The organism is Photobacterium gaetbulicola (assembly GCF_003025515.1).
In the GTDB taxonomy this organism is placed as follows: domain Bacteria; phylum Pseudomonadota; class Gammaproteobacteria; order Enterobacterales; family Vibrionaceae; genus Photobacterium; species Photobacterium gaetbulicola.
This window is the reverse complement of sequence record NZ_PYME01000013.1, coordinates 69,421-82,921: the sequence shown is the minus strand read 5'-3', so window position 1 is coordinate 82,921 and position 13,501 is coordinate 69,421. Positions and strand designations below refer to the sequence as shown.

Below are 13,501 nucleotides of genomic sequence, written 5' to 3'. Positions count from 1 at the left end.
ATTATGACAAAGGTGCTTAGTTATATCATGGGAGCAACGGTTGCCTTCTCGGCACAGAGCGCAGATATAATGGTAAACCAGTCAGGGTACCTACCGGCAGGGGATAAGTTTGCCTATGTATTGGCAGAGCAGGCCAATGACGTGCAATTAATATCTGTCGCAGATGGTCGTGTCGTTGCCGAACTGGAACGATCAGACGAGGTCATCTTGCCTGATGAGCGTAAGGTCACTTCAGTTGATTTTTCGCAGGTAAACCGCTCGGGTTGGTATCAATTGGTGACCGGCAGTGGCCAATCTGTGCCTTTTCAAATTGGTGCCGATGCCTACCTTCCGCTTAATGAGCGCTTGGTTCACGCACTCTATCTACAGCGTTCAGGAATGGCAGTACAAGACATTTCTACAGGTATGAACCGCCCAGAAAGCCATATGCTAGATGGCCAGATATTTCGAACTGATGCTTTCCATAAAGCCGGTACCCAGTTGGATGTTGTCGGTGGCTGGTATGATGCCGGCGATTTTGGTAAGTATGTGGCGACAACGACCATTACCGTTGCGAGATTGCTAGAGGCATACCGGCAATCCCCTCAGCTGTATGCCCAAACCAAACTACCGGGAAGTGAGAGGCCTGCCATTATTGATGAGTCCATCTATGCACTGGACTGGCTATTGAAAATGCAGCGCGAAGACGGTGCTGTGTATCGTAAGGTATCAGGTGCTAGTTGGCCGGCTAAAATTGGTCCTTGGCAGGATAACCAACCCCGCTTTATATATGGCGTTAGTACGCCTGAAACCGCTAAATTCGCTGCGACCATGGCCTTTGCCGCACGAGTTATCAAACCATACGACGCTGACCTATCGCGCCAATATCTCAGTGCGGCAATCCATGCCGCTAACTACCTCTCAAGCCAAGAAGAGCAATATATCGATTGGCAAGAAGGGGATGACAGTGGCTCCGGCCCATACATGAAGAGCCAGTTTGATAAGGAGCTATCCCTGGAGACCGATGTCGATGATCGGCTTTGGGCATATGCCGAACTCTATATCACCACAGGCCAAGCGAAGTTCAAACGTGCCTTTAAAGAAAGGTATGACCCGCAATGGATAGAGATTTTCGAGTGGAAGAACCCGGCAGCAATGGGGGTATGGCACCTCATTTTGGCAGAGGAAAAAGGTGAGTTTAGAGATCAATTGGCTAACGACTTAGACCAAGTCGCATCTCGCTATATTGAGCAGGTAAACCAGTCCCCCTTTAGGGTGGCCAACCAGCGTTTCATCTGGGGGTCTAACAAGATGACGGCAGAAGCGGGAATTTTGATTGCCTGGGCAGACTTTGCCCAAGGGCACTTAGAAAACCGTGCCTCGGTTCAGTCTCAAATTGACTACCTTCTGGGCGCCAATGCCTTCGATATGAGTTTTGTAACCCACAGTGGTACCTATTCGGTTCGCAATCTTCATCACCTATACCGAATTGCGACAGGAGTCAGTTTACCTGGCTACCTCGTTGGTGGACCGAATGAGATGGCACAAGCCGGGGTTGCGCCAAAAAATATGGGAATGCTGAGTTATGTGGATAGCGAGAAGTCCTATGCAGTTAATGAGTTCGCTATTGATTACAACGCCAGTCTGATTGGTTTGATTGCCGTGCATCACGCTTACTTTAATCATTATTAACCGGAGTGAAAGCTCATGGATTTTTATTTCAAGGAATTCGAACATCGTAAGCCACCAGAGCCGGTGCCTTATAGCATGTCGAGAGAACTGCTCTACCAGTACCTTGCCACCTGTAATCTCACTTTGGGTATATGGTATTTGTGGTGGCGCTGGACTTATGCGCTGAACTACGACGCTATGTGGTTTTCCTTCCCGTTGGTTTTTGCCGAGTCTTGTGCCTTTATTGGTTCGATACTCTTTACCTTCAATTTGTGGAAGACCAAGGATGAGCCGAAGAAAGCCCCACCCCATACCATCAATGAATGCGTGGCAAAAGACAGCCCAGAGGCCGGCGAAACCAGACCGATCAGTATTGATGTGTTTTTCCCGAGTTATGATGAGGAGCCAGAGCTGGTCAGGTTGAGTATCGAGGATGCCCAGAAGATCCGCTATCCCCATGATATTGATATCAGGATTTTTATTCTCGATGATGGCAAGCGCTCGTCGATGAAGGCGTTGGCTGAAGAGATGGGTGTCGAGTACATCACAAGGGAAAGCAACATTGGCTTTAAGGCGGGAAACCTGCGTAATGCCTTGGAGCAGACGTATGGTGACTTCATTGTGATTTGTGATGCTGACACTCGACCGTTTCCGACCATTCTTGAGCATACCATGGGCTACTTCCGTGACCCGGATGTCGCTTGGGTGCAGACTCCACAATGGTTTTTTGACTTACCTGAGGGAGAGCGCCTGCCACATTGGCTGCAGCGTAAGTTGGGTAAATGGGCAGTACCGTTAGGCCGTGGGGTGGAGAAGCTCTATGGGCCGGTCAAAATAGGTGAAGACCCGTACGTTAATGATCCCCAGATGTTCTACGACGTCATCCAGCGCCGCCGTAACTGGGTGAATGCCTCCTTTTGTTGTGGTGCGGGGTCGATCCACCGCCGCGAAGCGGTCATGGAAGCGGCGCTCCGCAGCTACAGCGAGCAGATCAGCAAAGAGCACAAAGAAATCGAAAAGCAGATCCGTAAGATCACTAAAGAGAAAACAGTTGATCGGGATGTTTCTGATAACCTGCGCCAGGAGATCATTTTCGATACTGAGTTCACCCCTTATAAATTCCATGTATCGGAAGATATCTACACCTCTATCGTGTTGCATTCGGATACCGAAAGGAACTGGCGCTCGGTCATGCACCCCGAAGTCGAGAGCAAGATGCTGTCACCGCAGGATCTGCAGACATGGACAGTGCAGCGATTCAAATATTCCGGCGGTTCGATTGATATCTTTATGAATGACAACCCATTGTTTCGGAAGGGGATGAGCCTCAAGCAGAAGATGATGTACGGTGCCAGCTTCTGGTCAAATTTATCGGCGATCTGGAACATTATATTTCTTACCTGTCCGATCATTTACTTCCTGACCAGTATTGCGCCGGTCAGTGCCTATGACGTGACCTTCTACTTGCACTTCATTCCGTTTGTCCTGACGGCGGAGCTGGCCATGATGGTCGGTACGTGGGGAGTGGCGGGCTATAAAGGAAAAACCAATTTCCTCTCCTTCTTTCCGGTCAATATGCGGGCGCTGTGGACCGTTCTGCGCGGGCGTAAGATCAGTTTTCCGGCGACGCCGAAAGAAAGGCAGGACGGTACCTTTGGCCATTTGGTCATACCGCAGAAGCTGGTCTTTGGTCTGAGCTTATTTAGTATGTGCTTCGCATGGTTCAGTTATTTTACCGGCATGTTTGGCAGCTATTCTATTGGTGGTTTGATATTCAACAGTTTTTGGACAATCAACAACATGATGGCGATGTGGGGGATGATTGCTGCCGCTTATTGGACGCCACCACCAGTAAATAAGACGCAGGAACAGGAATCTGAGGAATTAGAATATGGAATTTAAGCAAGCAGTCGTCAATGCACGGCATCATATTGTCTTTTTGCTGGGGCTTTTTACTGCACTCGTCATTGCGTTCAATATTGAAACCCGTGATTATGGCCGTATTTTAGGCAACATTACGTTCGAGGCCACTGAAGAGATCCCAGTCCGAGAGAGCCGTGTACTTTCCGAGCAAGAGTTTGGATGGGCCAACACCGCTTGGACTTATTTCGAAAATAATTACCAGGAAAATACCGGACTAGTAAATTCGGTGGATGGCTATCCATCAACTACTATGTGGGATACCGCGTCTTACCTGATGGGTCTATTAGCCGCCGAAAAACTCAATATTATCAGCCAGAGCAAGTTTGAACTACGGATGGAAAAAGCGCTACATACCCTTGCTCGCCTTCCGCTGATAGATGGCAAGCTGCCGAACAAAGCTTACAACACCCAATCCATTGAAATGGTGGACTACCAAAATAATCCTGTAGCGAACGGTATCGGTTGGTCGGCCATCGATATCGGTCGGATCTTGGTGCCATTGAACATTCTGGTGTGGCAGTACCCGCAATTTAACAGCCATGTAAACGCTGTGCTCAATCATTGGGATGTGGGCGTCATGATCAAAGACGGTTATCTGTATGGCTCTCGCCCGCACCAGGACGGTGGTACTGAGATGGAGTTGGTTCAGGAAGGCCGAATCGGTTATGAAGAGTATGCATCAAAAGCCATGTCACTGATGGGACGCGATGTATTTAATGCAATGAAGTATATCGATTATCTTGAAATGCGTAATATCGATGGCGTTGATATTCCGACTGACTTGCGCGATCCGGCGAAATTCCATGCCCATAACTATGTGGTCAGTGAATCTTACATCCTTGACAGCCTGGAGTTTGGAGCGGATAGCGTGTCGAAGATTTTTGCTCACCGTGTCTATAAAGCACAGGAAAACCGTTACAACCGTACTGGGATTTTAACCGCGGTGAGTGAGGATAACGTCGATGAAGCGCCTTACTTTGTCTACAACACCGTATTTTCCGATGGCAAAGAGTGGAATGCGATAACAGACCAAGGTGAAGATGCTTCACACCTCAAAACGCTGTCGACTAAGGCGGCATTTGGCTGGTATGCCCTCTATGACACCCCGTATACTGATTTGTTGATTGAAGATGCCAAAAATTTATTCTCAGAAGAGAAAGGTTGGTATTCAGGCCGTTATGAAGTCGATGGCCGGGTGAATAAAGCAATTACTGCCAATACCAATGGGATAGTTTTGGAGTCGTTGGCGTATATCGAAAATGGAGCCTTGCTGAGTGTTGGCGTTAGGTAAAGCGCAACTGTGATAGGGAGTATCGAATGCGTTATATCATTGTTTGCCTGTTAGGGGCTTTGGCTACCGGTTGCGGTAACAAATACAGCAGTTTTTCCGATGATGTGGTGGACAGGAAAAGCCATTGGACGATTCCGAAAGCCCGTCAGGGGCAACTGACGGAGCAAGAAATGGACATGGCCCGCATTGCCTGGAAGTATTTTGAGAATAACTACCAGGAGTCAACGGGTCTGGTCAATGCGGTAAATAACTATCCTTCTGTGACTTGGTGGGATGCGGCCTCTTACATGGCCGGCATGGTAAGTGCCTATGAATTGGGGATCATCGAAAAGGAAGAGTTCAATCGTCGTCTTATTCGTATTTTGACCACCTTGAACACGCTTGATCTGTTTATGAATGAGCTACCCAACAAGGCGTATAACACTCAAACGGCGGCTAAAGTGGACTACGGCAACCAACCTGGCGAGATTGGTTATTCGGCGCTTGACCTTGGTCGCTTGCTGATTTGGCTGCATATTATCAAGCACCGTTACCCAGAGTATGCGACCAGCATCGACTCGGCGGTATTGCGTTGGAATTTTTGCAATGTCGTCGATGAAAACGGCACCATGTTCGGTGCGTTGCTGGAGAAAGACAAACCTGTTCAGTACTTACAGGAAGGTCGCTTGGGTTATGAAGAGTATGCCGCAAAAGGGTTTGAACTATGGGGCTTTGATACCACGCAGGCGGCAATGGCGGAGCCTTACAGCACTATTAACCTCTATGGCTACGATGTACCATACGACACCCGTGATCCTCGTAAGCTCAAAGCACACAGCTACGTGGTCACTGAGAGCTATGTTCTTGATGGTATCGAATTGGGGTGGGACTTGGCGGATGACCGCTCAGCCCATGACTACAACTATTCCAATGACTGGATTGCGGAATTTGCCCTGCAGATATACCGGGTCCAGGAAGAGCGCTATAAGCAAACTGGTATTATTACAGCCCGTACCGAGCACCAGTTAGCAGGGCCTCCTTACTTCGTGTACGACACCATATATACCGATGGCTTCGCGTGGAATACCATCTCGGAAGTCGGTGAGTACCTTCCACAATACTCTGCGGTAGCCATCAAGGGGGCAATGGGGATGTGGGTGTTGTGGGATACCGAATATACCGACTTGTTGTTTGATCACGTTGCGCATTTGTACGACCGCGAAAAAGGGTTTTATGAGGGGATATTTGAAAACGGTACCGGCTTGATCAATACCTTTACCTCAAACAATAACGGTATCACCTTAGAAATCTTGCTATATAAACAACAGGGTAAGCTGCTTACCTATAAAGACAATGTTGCACCAAGCCTGTGGGAAAAAGCGCTTGAATCACCATTTGGTTATGAGGGGCAGTGCTTGCCTCGCAGAGGGGCTTTCAATAGTAAGCTCAAATAGCCGTAGTAAGGGAATAGATGTTGAGAAATACGGTGATTGCAGCCTGTTTATTCTGCCTGACATCCTGTGGAGTGGTCTATCGAGGTGTCCAGGACGGAATAACCTCGGTCAATGAGTCGCAGATGCTGCGGCAGGGCAGGTATGGTTCGTTAACCGAGCAGGAGCTGGAATGGGCGCAAATTGCCTGGACCTATGTAGAGAACAACACCAACCTGACCACGGGGTTGGTCAATGCTCTCGATAACTATCCGACAACCAATTTGTCAAATCTTGCTGATTACCTGATTGCCCTGATGGCAGCCCGTGAATTTGAGTTTATCACCAGCAAAGAGCACGATGAACGCCTGACGCTGGTGCTCAGTTTTCTTAACAAAATGCCCTTGGGCCTAACTGGTGTCCCCAATAAGGTCTACAGCACGGGCACCGGGATGATGGTTGATTACGCCAATCAACCTGGTGAGCTTGGTTGGTCCTCAATAGATATTGGACGATTGCTGATTGCCTTGGCGATGGTCAAACAGCGTAATCCTGAATTTTCCGAATATGTCGATAAGGCTGTCTTGCGCTGGAACTTCTGTGAGTTAGTCACTGAAGACGGTGAGCTATACGGTGGTGCGATCAATAACGGCTATGTCCATCGTTATAAAGAAGGGCGCTTGGGTATCGAAGAGTATACCGCCTACGGCTATCTTGATTGGCACATCGTGCCAGAAAAAGCCATGATGCTCGATCCCTACGAAGTGGTCACAATAAACGGTATTGATCTGTTGTTTGATGGCCGTGATCCCCGGGATTATGATGTGCTTCGTCCCGTCTACAGCACGCCCTATTTGCTGCTGGGCCTGGAGTTTAACTGGGATGAGATTGATGACATGCGCTCGTCAGATGCCAAGCATACCAATGAGGTATTGGCGGCGATGGCTGATTCGGTATACCGCATTCAGGAGTCCCGTTGGGATGTTGATCGTATCTATACCGCCCGCGGGGATCATGTCGTGACCGGGGAGCCCTATTTTGTCTACGACAGTATCTATGCGCTGGGGACGCCTTGGATCACCGTGGCTGAGGATGGGAGTTCCCATGATGACAAGGCGCTGGTGTCTACCCGGGTGGCCTTCCAAATGTGGGCCTTGTGGAAAACAGATTACACTGAACGGTTATTGACACTCGTGCGTGAGTTATACGACCCAGAGCGAGGCTGGTATGAAGGGCGCTACGAGCTGACCAGCAGTTATGAGAAGAGTATTTCCCTACAGACCAATGCCGGGGTGCTTGAAGCATTGTTGTATAAAGCAAACGGTAAGTTGTATCAGCCGACCAAGAACCGTGAATACCGCGACGTCCAATTTGATTCCCGTTTTTACCATCCTCAAAAATGCTTGGTGGAGACATTCCGATGAATAGGATTTTCCGGTTAGCTATTGTTGTTGGTGTTTTTGCTTTTGCGCCATTGAAGGGAATTGCTTCTACGGTGGATGTGGAGCTGAATTACTATACGAAAGCAAATTATTTGGTGAGTGCAGGGCGTTACCAGCAGGCCTCAGAGCAATGGCACAGGTTGACGATTTTGTTTTTGAGCTCCGAAGCCAAGTTAGGTCGTAAGCGGATGTGGCAATATGCCGGATTGTCGGAGGCGCTGGCTGCTATTTCGGCGGATAAGGCTAATGATGCCATGGCTTATCAATATTGGGCCGACAGTACCCGTTATCTAATGACCGGCGGGACGAACTGGAAGCAGATGAAAAAGAAGCTTCACCGCCGCTATGAACACGCCAATACCTTGCTTTCCACCCAACTGCAGGTGGCCGATTTAGCCTCGAGTATTGATAGTGAATGGGAAAATGAGCTGGCTGTGCTGCAGAGTTGGGATGAAAAGCTTTCACTATTTAGTTTTGAAAGCCCGAAGTTGGGTCTGGCTGACGGCCAAGATAGAGGCGCAGCAATTCAGCCTGTGACGGCCACACCGAAAGTGATCCCTGCTTACCAACCACCACAGGGTGGTAAGAAATTAAGCGGCTTAAATACGTCATACAGTAAGGGGCAACATGTTATACCTTCAGGTGCTCCGGTTGAACCAGTGCAAGGGGGAAGCTCGGCCAATACTCAACCTGTGCAAACTTCTGAAAGTGCGGGTAAGGAAGTCCAATTACCTAGTGTTATTGAAACGGACTTCGAGCCTGATGAAGCAAAACCAGTACCTATTTCCACGGAAACATCAGTCAGCCGCCATTTGGTGGTTTCTGATGCCGAGGTTAAATTACAAACTGCCCCAGTCATGAGTAAAGGGATTGTTATCTCAGGGCCTCAAAAGTCGGTGCGCGCCTCTGATCCTGAAGTAAAACTAAATACAGGAAAAGAAGTAAAAAAGGTCATTTCGCCTGCTGATACTTCTGAAACGGATGCCCAAGAAACTAACGGCAAAGTCCTTGTTACACCGGTTGAAGAAATTGAATACGAGGAGCAGGACTTAAAGCAGCTTGCAACTCCGAAAAAGCAAAGCCTAAATAATCCACAGCGTGCGGACAGTCAGCAAATGATTATTCCTATAGGGCATTTCGAGCAACCAGAAAAAATATCGGTCGCTCCTTTGCAACGAAGAAGCTTTGCTCCGACATCTCAATAAAGGCTCTCCATGATGAGTTTTTACCTTTATCAGTTGCGACTAGGGTGAATAACACATTCATACACTATGTGAAATAAAGCTACTTAACTGCTCATCAATGAAAAATGTTGCTTAAAAGTTTTGTCATTACTCCGCTCGTTACTAATCTTATTCTAAGCCCTGTTGTCGTTGTGGGTGATTACGTAAAGGAGTAGCCAAGAGGGATAAGCAATGACAGCATCAGAAATAATTGCTCAACAAGCTTTTGAAGACGCCAGTGATTTTTTTGATTTAACCGAAAAGCAGCATCAACAACGGCTATTGAGACTTGCCAATATATTATATTGCTTAACTGATCTCACAACGGATTATTATAAACAGCTGGCATCTTCAGATAATTGCCCTCTCGAATTTCGTTTGGCTGTGAAATTAGTTGAGTCTAAACGTTATGTGCTCAAATTAAATCGACCTGTGTTAGTCGGTGTTGTATTTGCCATGTGGGGAGAACATAACCGTCTAAAGAAGAAATCTCCGTTGAATCCAAATGGAGAAGATTCACTACGGGTTAAAATTGAACAGCTCAACTGGATCACCATGGGCTCGATGGTGGACTGGCATTTATATCCGGTCGATGATGGCTGCCCCGACAATAGTGCGGGTATCGCCGAGCAAATTCTCGCTGATCATCCAGACAAAAATAAAGTGTCTGTACTACGCCTTGTTGATGCATTGCCTGTTTCCGAAGGTCCACTGAAAAACCTGGCGTCGGCAGATGATTCCCGAAAAGGGGGCGCGATTATCCTAGGTTGTCAGCAAGCATTAACGGACAACGTCGATTGCGTCATGTATACCGATGCCGATAACTCCGTACACCTTGGTCAGTTAGGCTTATTACTCAAGCCGTATGTCTCCGAAAGTGTCAAAGTGGTACTGGGTAATCGCAAGCACCCTGATTCTATTTTGGTTAAGCAAGAGGAGCGCTGGGGAGTGGGGATCAAAACATTGCGTCATATGCAGCGGATGATTGGCCGCGCAATATTCAGCAATAATATTCAAGACACCCAAGCCGCGTTCAAGCTCTATGATCGTGAAGTTATCAAGTATATTCTGGCCGAACCATCAGTCTATGATTTTTCCTTTGATACCGATTGGATCTTTGCGGCAATGAAAGGGGAATACCCATTGTTGACCGTGCCATTTGCTTTTATTGATTCCGATGAAGAGTCAGCATCGCTAACCCAGGGGCCAATGACGACTTGGTATACCTTATTAAGAGGGTTGGCGACAGCGGCTAAGGCTCGGGATATTGACCATAATCATGAGATGGTGAGGATCTTTGAGGACCACATCCATAGTCATGCAGATCTTGAGTTGATCATTGATGATTTGCCTGAGCAACTTCGGGATATTGAAGAGGTCGACATCGGTGATCCGCTTATTTTCGCACCTCGAGAAATTGAACATTGGTTGGTGGAAAAAAAACAGGTTGATGTGGAAACGCTATCCTAATCTCTTGGGGTTGAATGGAGCATAGCGGATAGTCAATAAAGCCCAAACTGAAATAGGTAGTTTGGGCTTTGTTATTGTGGAAAGCTAGATCGCGGCTTCGTCTACAAGATAGAGAATAGATTGGTACGGAATGCCACTGTGGTGAGATAAACCAATTTCACAGGTTCTGCTGTTGCTAAAGCCTCGGGTGCAGTTTGCCGGGACTTGCTCTTTTAGTGGTGCAACTGCGGCCTCATTCAATTCTGGTGTGGTAAAGCCTTTGTCTCCCGCCCAGCCGCAGCACTGGATATGTTCAGGAAGAACGACCGTTTCGGCACACGCTTTAGCCAGTGAAAGCATGTCGGCCTCCAGCCCCATCCGGCGAGAGCTACAGGTAACGTGAAGCATAACCGTCTCTTTTATTGGAGAAAGAGAAAGGTGCGGCAGCAAATAGCGTGATACAAAACCAACCGGTTCGAGCACTTCCAAAGGCTGGGTAAAGTTTTCGATACTGCGTTTGGCACAGGGGCTGGTATCCATCAATACCGGATAGGCGCCTTCCTTGCTTGCCTCCCAGAGCAAGGATTCCAACTCTTTGGCTTTCTGATTGGCAATATCGTTCATTCCTTTGCTGTCATAGGGCATACCACAACATTGGCTACTGAGCTTTTCTGGGGTGATCACCTCAAAGCCAGCTTTTTTGAGAAGCGAAAGCGTCACTTCCGTTAGCGGACGGCTGTCTTTGGCTGAATCCTGTTGGCCCATAGCTCGGCTGGCACAAGAGGGTAGATATACCACTCTCTTGTCTGAGTTTTCAGCCTGTACCCGATGTGCCGTAGTTGAGAGCGACTGACTGAGCTTATGCGGGTTAGATTGCGGATATTCCGGTATCCAAATGGGGGTTGCACCTTTGGTCATTTTCCTCAGGCCATTGGTAATGGTGCCGACCACCTTATCGCCGACCAGTTTGCGGGCTAGCTGATTGCTCTTGAGGCCGGCTTTGACCATGGTTGTGGTGGCACCGAAATGATCAGCGGTCCAGCGGGCGATGGGAGTAAAGCGCTGGTATTTATCTACCCGCAGTTTCTTAACCAGATCACCGGTATTAATGCCAACCGGGCAACGGTCGGCGCACAGGCCGGTCGCGGCGCAGGTGTCGATGCCTTGGTACTCAAAAATTTGCTTCAGCTCATCGACGGGTGGGCGTCTGCTGTTACCCGCCAGGTATTGCCGTTCGCGGTGTTGCAGCTCGCGGTAAAGCACAATCCGCTGGCGCGGCGATAGCGTCAGTGTTCTTGAGGGACAGACAGGCTCGCAAAAGCCACATTCAATACAGCGATCAATCAATTCATCGGCTGCCGGCATCGGCTTGAGGTGGGAAATATGCGCCCGTGTATCGTCATTGATGATCACTCCCGGGTTCAACAAACCTTCGGGATCAAACAGGGCTTTGATTTGTTTCATCAGGCGATAGCCATCATGGCCCCACTCGAGCTCGACATAAGGCGCCATATTGCGGCCGGTGCCGTGCTCGGCTTTTAGTGAACCTTGATATTTGACCGCGACGAGTTCGGCCACATCATCCATAAAGCTGCCATAGCGGTTCACTTCTGCCCCATCCTCGAAACCTTGGGTAAAGACAAAGTGCAGGTTGCCTTCCAGGGCATGGCCGAAAATGATCGCTTCGCCGTAGTGGTATTTGTCAAACAGCTGCTGAAGCTCGCGCACACCCATGGCTAGGTGCTCGACCGGGAAAGCCACATCTTCGATGATCACCGTTGTTCCCGTTTCCCGCACGGCACCGACTGCCGGAAACATGCCTTTGCGGATCGCCCACAGGCTGGCGATGGTAGTGGCATCGGTGGTAAACGGTGTCGAGTGGGTGATGGTGAAGTCTTCCAGCGCCGACATGACCTCGACGCATTGCTGCCCTAGCTGGTGGCTGCAGCTGGCACGGGTTTCGATCAGCAGAGCTGCCGATTCGAGATCAAGCGCTTGGATATAGTCCGGCATACCCGGTTTGTCAGCGACTGAGCGTAGCGCTCTTCCGTCCATCATCTCGACAGCAGAAACATGGGTGTTGGCCAGAACTGACACCGCTTGGCTGGCGGTTTCGATGTCACCAAAAACCAGTAGGGTAGAGGCCTTGTGGGGATGCTCGATAACCGTGTTGTAGGTAATGTCGGCAATAAAGCCCAAGGTGCCCTCAGAGCCAATCATCAGGTGCTCAATGACATCAACTGGGTCGTGGTAGTCGACCAGCGCATTGAGGGCATAACCGGTGGTGTTTTTCAGGCGGTATTTGTGGCGGATTTTTTCTGACAATTCAGTATTTTGTTGGGTTTCCTCGACCAGTTGAGCGAGTCCTTCAATCAAATCTGGTCGCTTGTTTTTGAACGCCTCTATGCTAGCTTCGCTGGCGGTATCGAGCACGGTACCATCGGTGAAGACGATGGTCATGCTATTAACGGTGTTGTATGAGTTCTGTGCTGTGCCGCAGCACATCCCGCTGGCGTTGTTGGCTGCGATACCACCGATTTTACAGGTATTGATCGACGCAGGATCTGGCCCGATTTTTCGCTGGTAAGGGGCAAGGTAGCGGTTGGCATCAGCGCCGATAACGCCAGGCTGGAGGCGGATTTTCTCCCCTTGGTCAAGGATGCAATGGCCGCGCCATTTGTCGCTCAGGGTAATGAGGACTGAGTCTGAGATGGCCTGGCCGGATAAACTGGTTCCCGCAGCACGGAAAGTGAAGGGGATGCTCAACTGGCAGCAGGACTGAATGGTGAAGATGACTTCATCTAGGTTGTTGAGGCGCAGAACCAGTTTGGGTATGAGGCGGTAGAAACTGGCGTCTGTGCCGTAAGCCAACCGCTTGGCTTCTTCGGTGATGATCCGTGCCTCATCAATCTGGGTAGCGAGTAGGGCTTCTAGCTGTCGGTATTTGTTTTCCATTGCTCATCCTGCACCAGTCGTATGACTGAATTGTTGAATGCTGTATTCATATTACTGATCTCAATGATTATTGTTGGAATGCTTGGCTGGGATTGAGAGTCAGGACTATAAATATTTTCTGTGGTTCCATTAGAACAGTGAATTGCTGCGGGTGGTAAA

General features: G+C 48.9%; 8 protein-coding genes. 7 read left to right on the top strand and 1 reads right to left on the bottom strand.

Annotated features, from left to right (window positions below; all coding sequences use genetic code 11):
• Positions 1-3: 3 nt before the first annotated feature.
• From C9J03_RS12980 to C9J03_RS12950, 7 genes are all read left to right on the top strand, one after another.
• Positions 4-1,671: a glycoside hydrolase family 9 protein gene (locus C9J03_RS12980; RefSeq protein ID WP_044623061.1), complete on the top strand. Its 1,668-nt coding sequence runs from the start codon at positions 4-6 to the stop codon at positions 1,669-1,671.
• A 15-nt stretch (positions 1,672-1,686) separates the two neighbouring features.
• Positions 1,687-3,552 carry a glycosyltransferase family 2 protein gene (locus C9J03_RS12975; RefSeq protein WP_044623062.1) on the top strand — a complete coding sequence of 622 codons (1,866 nt, stop codon included), beginning with the start codon at positions 1,687-1,689 and terminating at the stop codon, positions 3,550-3,552.
• The gene (locus C9J03_RS12970; protein WP_044623063.1) at positions 3,542-4,864 is read left to right on the top strand and encodes a DUF3131 domain-containing protein; all 1,323 of its coding nucleotides are present in this window, start codon (positions 3,542-3,544) and stop codon (positions 4,862-4,864) included. The genes C9J03_RS12975 and C9J03_RS12970 overlap by 11 nt, the downstream gene beginning before the upstream one ends.
• A 26-nt stretch (positions 4,865-4,890) precedes the next feature.
• Positions 4,891-6,297 carry a DUF3131 domain-containing protein gene (locus C9J03_RS12965; protein WP_039462535.1) on the top strand — a complete coding sequence of 469 codons (1,407 nt, stop codon included), beginning with the start codon at positions 4,891-4,893 and terminating at the stop codon, positions 6,295-6,297.
• Between the two features lie 17 nt (positions 6,298-6,314).
• Positions 6,315-7,697, top strand: coding sequence for a DUF3131 domain-containing protein (locus C9J03_RS12960; protein ID WP_044623064.1), 1,383 nt, complete (start codon positions 6,315-6,317; stop codon positions 7,695-7,697).
• Positions 7,694-8,920: a hypothetical protein gene (locus C9J03_RS12955; protein ID WP_052829742.1), complete on the top strand. Its 1,227-nt coding sequence runs from the start codon at positions 7,694-7,696 to the stop codon at positions 8,918-8,920. Before C9J03_RS12960 ends, C9J03_RS12955 begins: the two co-directional genes overlap by 4 nt.
• 474 nt (positions 8,921-9,394) lie before the next feature.
• Positions 9,395-10,408: a glycosyltransferase gene (locus C9J03_RS12950; protein ID WP_249031110.1), complete on the top strand. Its 1,014-nt coding sequence runs from the start codon at positions 9,395-9,397 to the stop codon at positions 10,406-10,408.
• Positions 10,409-10,492: 84 nt separating this feature from the next.
• On the opposite strand, the gene C9J03_RS12945 is transcribed toward C9J03_RS12950, so the two are convergent.
• On the bottom strand, positions 10,493-13,342 hold the full coding sequence (locus C9J03_RS12945) for an FAD-binding and (Fe-S)-binding domain-containing protein (RefSeq protein ID WP_044623066.1): 2,850 nt from the start codon (positions 13,340-13,342) through the stop codon (positions 10,493-10,495).
• Positions 13,343-13,501: the final 159 nt, after the last annotated feature.